General features: G+C 39.2%; 13 protein-coding genes and 2 tRNA genes. 6 read left to right on the top strand and 9 right to left on the bottom strand.

Annotation, left to right across the window (positions count from 1 at the left end):
- Positions 1–10 precede the first annotated feature (10 nt).
- Positions 11–349 carry a DUF3622 domain-containing protein gene (locus PING_RS11570; RefSeq protein ID WP_011770545.1) on the bottom strand — a complete coding sequence of 113 codons (339 nt, stop codon included), beginning with the start codon at positions 347–349 and terminating at the stop codon, positions 11–13.
- A gap of 128 nt (positions 350–477) precedes the next feature.
- Positions 478–822, bottom strand: a complete 345-nt coding sequence (locus PING_RS11565; RefSeq protein WP_011770544.1) for a VF530 family protein — start codon at positions 820–822, stop codon at positions 478–480.
- Between the two features lie 557 nt (positions 823–1,379).
- Here PING_RS11565 and PING_RS11560 point away from each other — a divergent pair.
- From PING_RS11560 to thiL, 4 genes are all read left to right on the top strand, one after another.
- Positions 1,380–1,465, top strand: a tRNA-Leu gene (locus PING_RS11560).
- Between the two features lie 324 nt (positions 1,466–1,789).
- Positions 1,790–1,875: transfer RNA gene (locus tag PING_RS11555), tRNA-Leu, on the top strand.
- A gap of 599 nt (positions 1,876–2,474) precedes the next feature.
- Positions 2,475–3,383, top strand: coding sequence for a 23S rRNA pseudouridine(2604) synthase RluF (gene rluF / locus PING_RS11550; RefSeq protein WP_049753029.1), 909 nt, complete (start codon positions 2,475–2,477; stop codon positions 3,381–3,383).
- Positions 3,380–4,387: a thiamine-phosphate kinase gene (gene thiL, locus PING_RS11545; RefSeq protein WP_011770542.1), complete on the top strand. Its 1,008-nt coding sequence runs from the start codon at positions 3,380–3,382 to the stop codon at positions 4,385–4,387. The genes rluF and thiL overlap by 4 nt, the downstream gene beginning before the upstream one ends.
- Positions 4,388–4,558: 171 nt before the next feature.
- On the opposite strand, the gene dxs is transcribed toward thiL, so the two are convergent.
- From dxs to xseB, 3 genes are all read right to left on the bottom strand, one after another.
- Positions 4,559–6,427 carry a 1-deoxy-D-xylulose-5-phosphate synthase gene (gene dxs, locus PING_RS11540; RefSeq protein WP_011770541.1) on the bottom strand — a complete coding sequence of 623 codons (1,869 nt, stop codon included), beginning with the start codon at positions 6,425–6,427 and terminating at the stop codon, positions 4,559–4,561.
- 80 nt (positions 6,428–6,507) lie between these two features.
- A complete protein-coding gene (gene ispA / locus PING_RS11535) occupies positions 6,508–7,398 on the bottom strand; it encodes a (2E,6E)-farnesyl diphosphate synthase (RefSeq protein ID WP_011770540.1) in 891 nt (296 codons plus the stop codon).
- 92 nt (positions 7,399–7,490) lie between these two features.
- Positions 7,491–7,727 carry an exodeoxyribonuclease VII small subunit gene (xseB, locus tag PING_RS11530; protein ID WP_011770539.1) on the bottom strand — a complete coding sequence of 79 codons (237 nt, stop codon included), beginning with the start codon at positions 7,725–7,727 and terminating at the stop codon, positions 7,491–7,493.
- A 594-nt stretch (positions 7,728–8,321) separates the two neighbouring features.
- Here xseB and PING_RS11525 point away from each other — a divergent pair.
- Positions 8,322–9,173, top strand: coding sequence for a PA4780 family RIO1-like protein kinase (locus tag PING_RS11525; protein WP_011770538.1), 852 nt, complete (start codon positions 8,322–8,324; stop codon positions 9,171–9,173).
- A 203-nt stretch (positions 9,174–9,376) separates the two neighbouring features.
- Here the strand turns inward: PING_RS11525 and PING_RS11520 are convergent, their stop codons facing one another.
- From PING_RS11520 to rdgC, 4 genes are all read right to left on the bottom strand, one after another.
- Positions 9,377–9,577, bottom strand: a complete 201-nt coding sequence (locus PING_RS11520) for a YaeP family protein (protein WP_011770537.1) — start codon at positions 9,575–9,577, stop codon at positions 9,377–9,379.
- Between the two features lie 109 nt (positions 9,578–9,686).
- Complete coding sequence (locus tag PING_RS11515; RefSeq protein ID WP_011770536.1) at positions 9,687–10,097, bottom strand: SulA-like leucine-rich domain-containing protein; 411 nt, start codon at positions 10,095–10,097, stop codon at positions 9,687–9,689.
- A gap of 185 nt (positions 10,098–10,282) precedes the next feature.
- Positions 10,283–11,473 (bottom strand): formate-dependent phosphoribosylglycinamide formyltransferase, encoded by a 1,191-nt coding sequence (purT, locus tag PING_RS11510; RefSeq protein WP_011770535.1) that lies wholly within the window; start codon positions 11,471–11,473, stop codon positions 10,283–10,285.
- A gap of 439 nt (positions 11,474–11,912) precedes the next feature.
- Positions 11,913–12,821, bottom strand: coding sequence for a recombination-associated protein RdgC (gene rdgC / locus PING_RS11505; protein ID WP_011770534.1), 909 nt, complete (start codon positions 12,819–12,821; stop codon positions 11,913–11,915).
- 262 nt (positions 12,822–13,083) lie between these two features.
- Between rdgC and phoB the strand changes: the two genes are divergently transcribed.
- Positions 13,084–13,767, top strand: a complete 684-nt coding sequence (gene phoB, locus PING_RS11500) for a phosphate regulon transcriptional regulator PhoB (protein WP_011770533.1) — start codon at positions 13,084–13,086, stop codon at positions 13,765–13,767.
- The last annotated feature ends 84 nt before the right edge of the window (positions 13,768–13,851 follow it).

The following is a 13,851-nucleotide window of genomic DNA, read 5'->3' as shown; positions in this document are numbered from 1 at the left end:
AGCCTGATAATTAGGCTTCTTCGTTTTCTTGTTGATCTTGCGCTTCCATGGCTGCAAGGCGCTTTTCTTCATATGCTGCAGCGGCTGCTATTTTTTCAGCTTCTGCTTTAGCTGCTAATTCATTGCGCACAGTACGTTTGTCCGCCTTACGTATCGTTGCGGCCTGTAAATTTTTCACAAACTGTACGAGTTCTTCTTTTGCCCATACTTCTGCTAACGCTTCATTTTCAAAACCATTTTGGCGCTTTGAGACACTTGTTCTACGGGCAGTCACTCGGCGGGTGATTTCCGCATTCCATTTATCGCCTTCTTGGGTAATACGGTAATCAAATTTATTTTGTTGTGCCATTGGTATTTTTTTCCTAGTGCTTAATTAATTATTTTTTGTTTATCTGGAGATATCAATATGAGATATTAATCTAATAAAAATAAACAGTACCGTGAGATTTTAACATGAAATCCCAATTATCATCAGCATTAATTATCGCTCTGTTTATCTTTCAATGATGGCCAAGCAAAGGAGTCCGATTTTTCAGGAAGTTGTGCAGACGCCTCCCTTTGCCGGGTAATATTTTTTCTTATTAATAACGTGGTGGCGGGGTGGTCGCTAAAAAAAACTTTAAGGTAAAGAACCTCTGTTTTGCTGCGTGCCCAGGGTGTCTTTCGCATGAATCTTAAACTAGATTTAAGGCTAGGCTTGTCCATAAAACAGCGAATATTAAGTAATTCTCCCATTTTACGCCAGCCCAATTTAGCTTCAAGTTCAGTCAATATCTGTTCGAGTTTAACGCCATCTAGAGGATCATTTTTATTCATTTTCATATCCGAAATGCAAAACTATTATAAACAAGACTAAATACTTTCTCTAAAACGGACTAAATTGATGGTCGATAAATTTAGTCTGCACAAGAAAATATCTAGTTACTTAAGCATCTGGTTTAAGAAAAATATTGATCGTTAACCTTTATGCTCAAATCAGTTTAACATTTTTCCACTTATTCTGACTCATTTAAATATCAAAAAATAAATTTTTGCTTGCCCTTTATTATTCAGATCTGTCTTAAAGTCGACTCGTTGGAAAGTCTAGTCTATCTTAGATAATTGTTGTCTTTATGAGAGGCGTCACTGCGATTGAATTTATGGGGACCGCTATTTCGACGTGTATTTAAAATTTATCTCCCGAACGGTCTGTTAAATTATTTATTGTAGATTAGTGCTGCTGTTAAATGCTATCAACTGCACCTTGTAAATTCTGGAAATATGGTAGTTTAGATTAATTTACAAGCACTTGAACGTTTTTATTGATTAAACACGGTTAAAAACTTGTACTGGATAAAAAGTGCTATAGAATATCCCGCACTTACTTAATTTAAGTAAATGCCCGGATGGTGGAATCGGTAGACACAAGGGATTTAAAATCCCTCGCCTTATGGGTGTGCGAGTTCAAGTCTCGCTTCGGGCACCAAATTTATAAAAAAAGCAGCTTTTAGCTGCTTTTTTTATGCCTGAAATAAAGTGCCAAGCGCTTAGTAGAAAGATAGGCTTTTTCTAATATCAGCTCCTTATGGTGTAAAATTATCCCTAACTCATTATAAGAGTTCAATAACCCGATAAGTGTTTAATAATCTGAATTGTCCCTCCCTGACGCGCTTGATGTGAGCAAGCTGCTTATTTTGATTGCTTTGTAAGCAGTTGAACGGTTTTGTTCATTTTAACGAGGTTAACCACTTGTAGTTGCTAATAATTTCTATAGAATGCCTCGCAGTTACTTAGTGCAATTTAAGTAAACGCCCGAATGGTGGAATCGGTAGACACAAGGGATTTAAAATCCCTCGCCTTATGGGTGTGCGAGTTCAAGTCTCGCTTCGGGCACCAAATTAATAAAAAAAGCAGCTTTCTAGCTGCTTTTTTTATGCCTGAAATAAAAATATCTGCAGTAAAATCAACATACGTGGGCTGTTTGATCATCTTTTATACTGTCTTCTATTATAATTTTGCTGGAAAAGTTATAGGACTTACCTGATGGTTTTTACAATCATGGCAGTTATCTACTTTGTTCTAGTCCGTCACAAGTCTTCTCCAAAAACCGATTGGGAGAAACGGCCGCAGTTAAATGAATATAAAAGATCAGTCAATGCAACATGCTGTTGTTTTGCGCTAATAGCGACATAAATAAACTATTTTGAAAGTCCAATAAACGCCATATAATACAAAAAACTATTATCCCTGGGCTGTATGCTGAAGAGTGCTGCGGCTGAGTTTTGCTGTTCTAACTAAAAAAGGCAGAGCGGTCAACCGGTTGTTAACGGATAATTCATTACTTTTGAGCTGTTTCATTTGCTCACGGTTTAATGTTTAATGTTCATAGCAAGTCATCGATACCCATTTTATTTATTACCCAAACGGGCTGCGCCTTTTTAATCGCTGTGCAAGGACATTTTTTGGGTTTTAAACGATTAATACAGGATAATATTGTGGATAATAATAGTGAAATACGGCTGAATAAGTTTATCAGTGATTCAGGCTTTTGTTCACGCCGGGAAGCGGATAAGTTGATTGAGCAAAATCGTGTAAAAATAAATGGTGATATACCTGAATTAGGTACAAAAGTGCAACTTGGTGATCTCGTATTGGTCGACGGCAAGCGAATTAACGCCAGTGCTCAGGATAAATTGGATCGTATCTATATTGTTTATAATAAACCGATCGGCATCACCTGCACGACAGAGCGTCATATCCATGGCAATATTATTAATGCTATTGGTCATAAAAAACGCATTTTTCCAATAGGACGACTAGATAAACCTTCTGAAGGTTTAATCTTTTTAACCAGTGATGGTGATATAGTCAATAAAATATTACGTGCTGAAAATGCGCACGATAAAGAATATTTGGTCACCGTTGATAAACCGTTAAGTGAACGCTTTGTTGAGCGTATGCAGCGTGGTGTCCCTATCCTTGATACAATTACCAAGCCTTGTAAAGTAACAGTAGACAGTCGCTTTATCTTTCGCATTGTCCTGACTCAGGGATTAAATCGCCAGATCAGGCGTATGTGTGAACACTTAGGTTATGAAGTGCTGAAATTAAAACGAACACGCATTATGAAAGTAGGATTAGGCAATTTAAAACCAGGCCAATGGCGTAATTTAACCAATATAGAACTGGCAGAAATAAACCAAGCGGTTTCTTCTTCGTCAAAGACAGCGACTGATCCTGCAAAACCCGTTAGCAAAGCCCCACAATCGGAGGCCATAAAAAAATCAACGGGAGCCAATAATAGTCATCAGCCGGCAAAAAAAATATTTATCAATAAAAACAGCAAAAACACAACAACACCAACTGCCAATGTAAAAGCAACCTTGAAGTTAAAACGTAAATGAATCTCAGTGAATTTGATTTGATAGACAGCTATTTTAAACGCAGCACAACAGTTCAAAATAGTGGTGTGGCGTTAGGGATCGGTGATGATTGTGCTCTTTTGGATATTCCAGAGGGTTACCAATTGGCCGTTAGCACTGACAGTTTAGTGTGTGGCGTCCATTTCTTTGAGGATGTTGACCCATATCGGTTAGGTTATAAGGCGCTTGCCGTGAACCTTAGCGACTTAGCTGCGATGGGCGCATTACCTAAATGGGTTTCCCTTGCTATTACGTTACCCAATGGTGCTATGGTGAATAATAATCCCAATTGGTTATCTGAATTTACACGCGGCTTTTTTGCATTAGCAGACAAATTCGATGTGGTGTTGGTGGGGGGTGATACAACAAAAGGTCCTTTATCGATCACTGTTTCTGTGAAAGGTATTGTTCCTCGAGGGTTAGCGCTGCAACGTAATAAAGCTAACTTGGGCGATCTGATTTGTGTTTCAAATTTTATTGGAGATGGCGCTTTAGGCTTGTCTATAAAATTAAATGAGTTAGCGGTCACAAATCCTCAGTACTTTGTGGATGCGTTAGAGCTGACTGAGCCGCGTGTTGATCTCGGTATTTTATTACGCGGTTTAGCATCAAGCTGTATAGATATCTCCGATGGTTTAACCCAGGATCTTATCCATATTTTGAAAGCGTCTCATTGCGCTGCAAACATTGCGATAGAATCTTTACCCTTGTCAAAAACGATGCGGAAAGAAGTTAATTTAGGAAAGCTTAACAATGATGAGGCAGTACAATACGCATTAACCGGTGGGGATGATTATGAATTATTATTTACAATCAGTGAAAATAATTTAAGGCTATTAGAGCAGAGAATAGCTCAACAAACACAGCCTATACCAAGCCTTTCCGTGATCGGCCGTACGACTTTACAACAATCTGAATTAATCGCGTTTTTTAAAGAAAAGCAAGCGGTTACTTATTCGACGGGCGGATGGGATCATTTTAAGTAGATTTAAAATTAGAATGATCAATAGCTAAGAAGATTAAAATTAAGTGATCCAGTGTATTCAGTGGTTTAGCAAATGAATATCAGTAGGCTATCTGCTGCAGGCTAACCTGTGCTATTACGTGATTTAAATGCGTAATACAGATAGGCCTGCAGAAATATTAACCTTTTTCGTTTATTTGAGATGGCTATAGTAGCTGACAATTTGCTTCTCTATTCCAGCACTATCGAGCTCAAGTAATGTATATATTTCCTGCTGCGTTCCCTGTTCAATAAACCTGTCGGGTATGCCTATATTTAAAACGCTTGTCTTTATTTGCTGAGACATAAAATATTCATTAACTGCTGAGCCTGCGCCACCGGCAATACTATTTTCCTCAATAGTGACAAACTCTTTGTGGGTGCTGGCGAGATTATCAAGCAGCTCTTTATCAAGCGGTTTAACAAAGCGCATATCAACCAGGGTCGCATTCAATTTTTCTGCGACGGAATAGGCTTGTTGTAAAAAGGTACCAAAACATAATATGGCAAGATTTTTACCTTCTTTTACCACCTTCGCTTTACCAATAGTTAACCTGCTCATCTGTTTGTTTATCTCGATACCGGTTCCGGTGCCGCGTGGATATCTGACCGCGGCAGGCTGATTGAGCATATGACCCGTATAAAGCATATTCCGACACTCTTGTTCATCGGACGGGGTCATTACAATCATATTAGGAACGCAGCGTAAAAAACTTAAATCAAACACACCTTGATGTGTTGGACCATCCGCACCCACAATACCGGCTCTGTCTATGGCAAATAACACCCCTAGATTTTGGATAGCAATATCATGGATAAGTTGGTCATAGGCACGTTGCAAAAAAGTTGAGTAAATAGCAACAACAGGGTTTAATCCAGCAATTGCCATGCCGGCCGCCAGTGTGACAGCATGCTGTTCAGCAATAGCCACATCGTAATACTTGTCAGCATGTCGTTTTGAAAAGCTCACCATACCGGAGCCTTCGCGCATTGCTGGCGTAATTGCCGTCAGTTTATTATCCTGATCGGCCATATCATTTAACCAATCTCCAAATACCTGTGAAAAAGTAGCAGAGCTGGGTGGTGATTTTGGAAGGTCCTGATCCGGTGTGAATTTTGGTACCGCATGGTACTTAATAGGATCAAGCTCTGCCTGTTTATAACCTTTGCCTTTTTTCGTCATTACATGTAAAAACTGCGGTCCGCTATGGGAGCGCATATTGCGTAACGTATCCACTAAATCGATAACATTATGACCGTCCATCGGGCCGATATAGTTAAAACCAAACTCTTCGAATATGGTGGCAGGTGAGATCATTCCTTTAAGGTGTTCTTCCGTTCTTTTGGCCAGCTCTTTAACGGGAGGGATATTAGAAAGTACTTTTTTACTGCCTTCTCTAAGCTGAGTATAAATATCACCGGAGAGTATTTTTGCTAAATGGTTATTTAAAGCCCCGACATTTTCAGAAATTGACATTTCATTATCATTTAACACCACCAGCATATCATTGTGCAATGAACCTGCGTGATTTAAGGCTTCAAATGCCATGCCCGCGGTAATGGCACCATCACCAATAACAGCGACTACTTTGCGGCCTTGTTGTTCTTTTTCGGCAGCAATTGACATGCCTAATGCTGCCCCTATTGATGTCGAGGAGTGACCAACGCTTAACACATCATATTCACTTTCTTCACGCCACGGAAAGGGATGTAAGCCTTTAAAGTTACGAATACTGCCCATTTTATCTCGCCGACCCGTTAAAATTTTATGCGGGTATGCTTGATGGCCAACATCGAAAATAAGGTTATCAAAAGGCGTGCGGTAAATATAATGCAGAGCAACAGTTAATTCAACAACACCCAAACCGGATGCTAAATGACCGCTCGTTTGACTGACAGTATTTAGAAGAAATGAACGTAATTCATTACAAAAAGCCGGTAATTGCTCTTTTTTTAATAACCGCAAATCCTCTGGATAATTAATATTCGTCAGCAATGGGTAGTTTTTTAAATCCAATGGCATAAGCTTCAGTCGTGTATATAGAAAATAATAAAAAATTACTAAATGTTTTTATTGGTAATTTTAATGAGTGTAGATATTGCCTATCTATCGCGCGCGATGATGTATTGTGCAAATTTCGATAGCAATTCTGTATTATAAGGTAATTGTGATAAAGCAAGTTGTGCCTCGTGGCAAAGTGCTTGTGCTTTATTTTGTGCTTCTTCTAAACCTAATAGTGCCGGGTAGGTTGATTTATGCAGAGCAAGGTCGGAACCTTGGGGTTTACCCAGAGTTTGTGTATCACCGATAATGTCTAAAATATCATCCTGTACCTGAAATGCCAAACCGATTGCGTCGGCAAAAGTATTTAATAACTGAAAATGATCTTCGTGTAAATCGCTTTTGGTCATCGCTGCTAATTGAATCGCAACTTTTATCAAAGCACCCGTTTTTGCCTGGTGTATTTTTTGCAGGGTAACCAAATTGACAGATTGATTTTCAGCGACTAAGTCTAACGCTTGTCCGGCACACATACCATGATCACCTGCCGCTTTCGCTAAAAAATTGACCATTTTTAATTGTGCTTGTGCTGTTATTGCCTTGTTTGGCATTGATATTATATCAAACGCTAAGGTTTGTAATGCATCACCTGCAAGAATCGCCGTTGCTTCATCAAATTTTTTATGGCAAGTCATCTGCCCGCGCCGAAGATCATCATCATCCATCGCCGGAAGATCGTCATGAATCAATGAATAAGCATGAATACATTCAACGGCAGCCGCCAGTGGATCTAACGATTGCAATGAACAACCAAGCATATCACCGACGGCGTAAACCAAGAATGGTCGGACGCGTTTGCCGCCTAATAAAGCTCCGTATCCCATGGCTTCATTCAATAAAGGGGAGATAGGGTGGGTGATATTGATATATTTATTTAAATTTTTATCAACACGTTGCTGATATTGATTCAGAGTTTCTGCAAGTTGTGTCATAGGGTTTTATAGTTGTGTTAATTGAACGTTAATAGGATAAAAACAGAAAAAGTGAATTATTACAAAAATAATGCACTTTTAAACAATATACTTTACTCATCATTAAATTCTTGAAGCGGTGCCTGAGCGTCTTGTTGCATTAAGATGTTAACTTGCTGCTGTGCTTTTTGAAGTTTTTGGTTGTTGCTGCGCGCTAATGCAATGCCCCGTTCAAATTGTTTTAAAGCATCCTCTAAAGCTAAGTCACCCACTTCTAAATGGTTGACAATATTTTCTAGTTCGTCGATAGCTTCTTCATAATGCATATTTTCGGGTTTTTTTAAGGCCATTTAAGTCTCAACAGTTACTATTTTTTTCAAGGTTACCGTGACGTGGCGAGAAGTCAAACGCAAGCCACTAATTAATTTCAAAACAGTGAAGGTATCGGTGATTTTAACTGCAGGGTACTGCTATCAATGTTACACTTATCCGTTCATAGGCAGGACTTAAATGATAAGTTCTATGATAATTGTGACATTTTTGGTTCATTTTTTTAGTCAATATGCGCGGGTACAAGTATAATCACAGCCAGTTTATAGCGCGGCAAAAGGTTGTTTAGATCTACAAATGATAAAATCAGTAGGGATCAGCAGTAAAACTGCCCCCGCGTCAAATGAAAAGTGGTTGATTGTGGAAATCCTGTTGAATTTCAACAAATCAATGTAAGCAAACAGCGTAATATTAAAAGGCTAGGAAAAGTTATTAATAGTCTACCAATAATAATGGGTGACAATCCGCACAATAGAGAGGTCTATTCTTTGATCTGGACGTTAGCTTTTAATGCGCCCTATAACAGGTACGGACCTTCAACAAGCAAACGACATCAAGCTAAATGCTATCATACTGAAATCAATTATTAACAATAAGAGAATGTAAAAAAAAATATGAAAACACCTAAAAGAATACAACCTCTTGTTGACGATGGTTTAGTTGATAAGGTATTACGCCAATTAATGAGTGGTAAAGAAGCAACTGTTTTTGTGGTGCAATGTGGTGAGCATGTGCGTTGCGCTAAAGTGTACAAGGAGGCAAGTAAACGTAGTTTTAAACAAGCCGTTTTATACAATGAAGGCCGCAAAGTACGCAACGGACGTCGCGCCCGTGCGATGGAAAAAGGGTCAAAGTTTGGACGTGGGGAACAGGAAAAACTTTGGCAGAATGCTGAAGTAGAAGCTTTATACAAATTATCCGATGCAGGCGTACGCGTACCGCAACCCTACGGCTGTTTTGAAGGTGTTTTATTAATGGATTTAATCACTGACGAAGAGGGGTTTGCCGCGCCACGTCTTAATGATGTCAGTATGCCCGAAGAGCAAGCATTAGATGACCATTTGGAAATTATGAATTATGTTGTTCGCATGTTGAATATTGGCATTATTCACGGTGACTTATCAGAATTTAATGTGTTAGTTGATGAGTGGGGACCTGTGATTATCGATTTACCTCAAGCCATTGACGCAGCCGGAAATAACAATGCCAAACGAATGTTATTTCGCGATGTTAATAATATGACCGCTTATTATGCACAATTTGCCCCGGCGCTGAAAGACAGCAAGTATGCCGAAGAAATCTGGGCCTTATATGAAGCAGGTGAGTTGAAAAATGATGTTGTGCTAACGGGCTTATTTGCTGAAAGCAATGAAATAACCGATGTCGATAATATTCTAAGTGAAATCAGCGCGGCACGTGAAGAGGAAGAAGATCGTATCGCCCGTATGCTTGAGGTTGAAGTATAACAGTTTAGTTGAGTCCCTTTGATAGGACGTTTACGCTATCGCTTTTAGGTTATGAAGATCCTAAAATCAAGTTATTGAAAAATGGTGATTATCTATTATTATCGCCATTTTTTTAAACAGATATCGGCTTAAGTTAATATTTCCCACCCCTGAAAGCTTCTCACTTTCTCAGGTTAACTTATCTTATTCCTGACCACTATTTTTTAATCGTCTTTATAATCACTGAGTGACAGGTTTGCAGCCGCATAAGCAGCCTCTTCTCTAACATTTTCCGGTAAATCTTTATTAGCCGCAATTCTGTCTAGAGTGTTAATTGCACAAGTAATCGCTTTTGGCACATAAGCGGCATTGCCGCTGCCGATAAGATTAATTAATTTTTTGGTTTTTTCACAGTAGTGGTACATATTAATGCTGCCTATTCGATAAAATTGTCAGCATTATAACCCCAAATTATTTGAATCTGAATCTGCATCTTCAAGTCGTTCGGGTATAACAAATTTTAGGACGTTGAGATTATTGTTTACAGTAAACAAAGCAGTTTGTTTTACTTGTCTGGCAATAACCCTGTAATTCAGCCTGTAGTGTTTTATCAATTTCACTTAACCAGGTTATAACGGTTGAATAGTTATTACTTTGCAGTGTGCTTTTAAGCAGCGTAAGTGAATCTTTTACCCTATGGGCATCAAGGGTGAGCACGCGACTTTTATGAATACCTGAGCGTTGTAAAAAACTAAAATTAGGCTTACCGGGAGGGGCGATAAATAATATCCAACGTTGATCCTGATCATTGTTCATATGTGCCAATAATGCGTGATAGTTGGCTAAATTATAACTGACATTGACGTGGTTTTTGCGGCTTAAGTGTAGTGATTTATTATTTTCTGATTTTATTTTATTTTTGGCTTGCATGCAGTTAGATAACATATAAACACCTGTATTTAAAAACACTGTATAAAACAACAGTAATGGTGATTGTGTTATTTTTCAAGTTTTTTATGCTGAAGTTGTGTTTTTTTTAAGCGCTGGCTGTGTTTGGAGAGAAAAAAGACATAAAAAAAGGTAACTAAAGTTACCTTTAAATACTGACAACAAAATTTTAGCAGCGTTACTTAATAAATAATATTAACTTTATTCGAGACAGTCTTGGCATTATCAACGGCTTCTTCAACTGTTTCACCACGTGCAATGGCGACACCTAAACGTCGCTGACCATTGATATCTGGTTTGGCAAATAGTCGAATTTGCGCACCGGCGACGCTGCCGAGTGCTTGATCTAGGTTGGTAAATTTAATATCATCGGATAGACCATTGCCTAAAATAACACTCGATGCGCAGGGGCCATATTGAATAATACGACCAATAGGAAAACCTAAAATGGCACGAACATGTAACGCAAATTCTGAAGCATCCTGTGAAACTAAGGTAACTAATCCGGTATCGTGCGGGCGAGGGGAGACTTCGCTAAAATAAACCTGATCGCCTTTGACAAAAAACTCCATACCAAATAAACCATATCCACCTAGTTCAGTGACTATTTTTTTGGCGATATTCTGTGCCTTCTGCAGCGCCACCGTTGACATTGCTTGTGGTTGCCAGGATTCGCGGTAATCACCATTTTCCTGACGATGACCAATAGGGTCACAGAAATGAGTACCATCAACGGCATTCACTGTTAATAGCGTGATTTCATAATCAAAGGGCACAAAACCCTCAATAATGATACGACCTTCACCACTACGACCGCCAACTTGAGAATAGGTCCATGCATTGTCTAAATCGGCAGCGCTTTTTACAATACTTTGGCCCTTACCTGAACTGCTCATAACGGGTTTAATCACACAAGGTTTGCCTATTTTCTCGATCGCAGATAAATATTCTTCTTTGCTGTCTGCAAATATATAGGGTGATGTTTTTATTCCTAAGGTTTCAGCAGCGAGGCGGCGAATACCTTCTCTGTCCATAGTCAATTTTGCGGCACGGGCTGTGGGTACTACATTAAAACCTTCTGCTTCTAAGGCAAGTAATGTATCCGTGGCGATGGCTTCTACTTCAGGGATAATAAAATCAGGCTTTTCGGCTCGAATAATTGTCGCTAATTTTTCGCCATCCAGCATACTAACAACATGGGATGAATGCGCGACTTGCATTGCAGGCGCATTTTCATAACTATCTGCCGCAATCACTTCAATACCAAAGCGTTGCAGTTCAATTGCCACTTCTTTACCCAGTTCTCCAGATCCTAAAAGAAGGGCTTTTGTCGCACTATTAGCCTTTGCACTGCCAAAAATTGAAACACTCATATTATTCGACTCATTGAAAATTTTAAGGGATTGTAAGCGAAGATATTAACAGATTTTTTCATTTTTTGAGGAACAAAGATAAAAAACCTTCGATATTTTTGAGAAGAATATCAAAGGTATTTAGGGGCTGTTGACCTTTCGTGTACATTTTTGCAGCAATTTGTGCGTGCTTTATACAAGGCAGAGCTTGCGCGGTGTAGTTATTCTACATAAGCAGGCTATAACGCAGTAAAAAGTGCCCACAAATGTTGCCCTTCGGGTTCATCTAAAAGCGTCCTGCGTTATTTGTCGTTTACATAGAATAACTATGTGAACGATGCATTCCTTGCTCAGAACACTTTTATATTGAAAAAAATTCGTACTCGAATGGTCAACAGACCCTCTTTTCAGGTGAGGCAGAGAGGCAATTTACCTGTAACCGAATGCTGTCTATTTTTTATTAAAGGCTTTGCTCGCCACCAAAAGCCGCTAGCACAGCCGGAATGAGCTGTTTAATTTCTCCCGTCATCAGGGCAAAGTCAGCATCGAAGCGAGCCGCAAAATCATCTTTATCGATATCTTCATTTTGTTCCTGCAATACATCGGCAAACTTAATGCGTTTAAGCGCAAATTCTTCGCCAATAATAAATGAGATACTGTCAGCCCAGCACAGGGCTAATTTAGTCACAAATTTATCAGCTGATAAATGGTTTTTTATTTCATCGGATAATAAGTCCTGCTGTTTACAGCGAATAATACCGCCACCTTCTAATGCCGAACATAATTCGGCCTCATCTTCTAATGCAAAGTTAGCGGGGATATTACCCTCGGTTAACCAATCGGTCATAATCACATCTGCCTGGTTTTTAAGCTGGATAGGGACAATGGGCAAACTGCCTAATGTTTTACGCAGTAATGAAATAAGCTCCTCGGCCTTACGGGTACTGGATGCGTCAACATATAACATATCTGATTCTGAATCGATCCAGGCAAAGGTTTGTGAAGTACGACTAAATGCCCGTGGTAACAACTGCATGACAATCTCTTCTTTTAGACTGTCTTTTTCTTTTTTCTTCAGTGCGCGGCCCTGTTCAAGTTCAATCGCTTCCACGCGTTCATTCAGTTGATCTTTAATGACCCCTGCAGGTAACATCTTTTCCTCTTTTTTTAAGCAAATCAGAATTTGCTTGCCTGCAATGTGAGTATACATTGAGCCTGATTTTCCCATCGGGAAGACCCAGCCTAGTTTCGAAATATCCTGGCTGCCACAGGGTTTAAATTTAAATTCTTCAAGATTTCTTTCTAATGTATCAATGTCTTGTTCAAGGGGGCGGGTAAAACGATAAACTTGTAGGTTTTTGAAAAACATGTAATGCACCTTTAGTGATAGAGAGTTAGTCCTAAATGACTTAAAGATGCTGAATCAGCATCTTCCGGTATTTTGGGTACAAGTGTAAATGATTTTAGGGAAATCGGTAAGTGTTGCATTTTTTTTGCATCATAATGCTTTTATTGCAAATTTATGACAAATAATGAAGGTTTGTAATATAACTGTCATAATGTAAGTCAATAATGGTTTAATCGAAGTAGTTTCAAACTAACCATTACTCAGAACAGATAGGTAGTATCAAATGGCGAGCCGTATATTAGTTGTAGAAGATGAAGTCGCAATCCGCGATATGTTATGTTTTGTATTAGACCAGCATGGTTATGAGTGCATTGAAGCCGATACTTATCAAAGTGCATTAAATCAATTACACGAACCCTATCCCGATTTGATTTTACTGGATTGGATGTTTCCGGGCGGTAGTGGCATAAAATTACTTAGCCACCTCAAACAAGATAATATTTTACGCTCCATCCCGGTCGTCATGTTGACCGCTCGAGGCGAAGAGCAAGATAAAGTCAGGGGCCTGGAAAATGGTGCGGATGATTATGTCACTAAACCCTTTTCGCCTAAAGAGTTGATGGCGCGATTAAAAACAGTGATGCGACGTGTTAATCCAACTTCCCTCGATGATGAATTATCCTTCAATAAGCTGAAACTCGATCCGGTTTCTCATCGTGTTTCGTTGGCCGATGAAGCATTGAATATGGGACCAACGGAGTTTAATTTATTACATTTTTTTATGACTCATCCGGAACGCGTTTACAGTCGTGAGCAATTGCTTAATAATGTATGGGGAACCAATGTCTATGTTGAGGACCGTACCGTAGATGTACATATTAGACGACTGCGTAAAGCGTTAGCAGATCATGATCATTTAATCCAAACCGTACGCGGTGCCGGTTATCGCTTTTCAGTCCGTAGCTAATATAACCTTAACCGTCATCTCAGGTGATGACGTATCGATTTGGAATGACTAAAGCTTCCACTTTAAGGGCCTAAACTATCCACG

Origin of the sequence: Psychromonas ingrahamii 37, assembly GCF_000015285.1 — a bacterium.
In the GTDB taxonomy this organism is placed as follows: domain Bacteria; phylum Pseudomonadota; class Gammaproteobacteria; order Enterobacterales; family Psychromonadaceae; genus Psychromonas; species Psychromonas ingrahamii.
The sequence above is the reverse complement of the archived record's forward strand: the minus strand, read 5'-3'. Positions and strand labels throughout refer to the sequence as shown.

Excerpts from the sequence above, each read along its gene's own strand:
- PING_RS11570 (WP_011770545.1), bottom strand. The coding sequence starts at position 349 with ATGGCACAACAAAATAAATTTGATTACCGTATTACCCAAGAAGGCGAT.
- PING_RS11565 (WP_011770544.1), bottom strand. The coding sequence starts at position 822 with ATGAAAATGAATAAAAATGATCCTCTAGATGGCGTTAAACTCGAACAG.
- thiL (WP_011770542.1), top strand. The coding sequence starts at position 3,380 with ATGAATCTCAGTGAATTTGATTTGATAGACAGCTATTTTAAACGCAGC.
- dxs (WP_011770541.1), bottom strand. The coding sequence starts at position 6,427 with ATGCCATTGGATTTAAAAAACTACCCATTGCTGACGAATATTAATTAT.
- ispA (WP_011770540.1), bottom strand. The coding sequence starts at position 7,398 with ATGACACAACTTGCAGAAACTCTGAATCAATATCAGCAACGTGTTGAT.
- xseB (WP_011770539.1), bottom strand. The coding sequence starts at position 7,727 with ATGGCCTTAAAAAAACCCGAAAATATGCATTATGAAGAAGCTATCGAC.
- PING_RS11525 (WP_011770538.1), top strand. The coding sequence starts at position 8,322 with ATGAAAACACCTAAAAGAATACAACCTCTTGTTGACGATGGTTTAGTT.
- PING_RS11520 (WP_011770537.1), bottom strand. The coding sequence starts at position 9,577 with ATGTACCACTACTGTGAAAAAACCAAAAAATTAATTAATCTTATCGGC.
- PING_RS11515 (WP_011770536.1), bottom strand. The coding sequence starts at position 10,097 with ATGTTATCTAACTGCATGCAAGCCAAAAATAAAATAAAATCAGAAAAT.
- purT (WP_011770535.1), bottom strand. The coding sequence starts at position 11,473 with ATGAGTGTTTCAATTTTTGGCAGTGCAAAGGCTAATAGTGCGACAAAA.
- rdgC (WP_011770534.1), bottom strand. The coding sequence starts at position 12,821 with ATGTTTTTCAAAAACCTACAAGTTTATCGTTTTACCCGCCCCCTTGAA.
- phoB (WP_011770533.1), top strand. The coding sequence starts at position 13,084 with ATGGCGAGCCGTATATTAGTTGTAGAAGATGAAGTCGCAATCCGCGAT.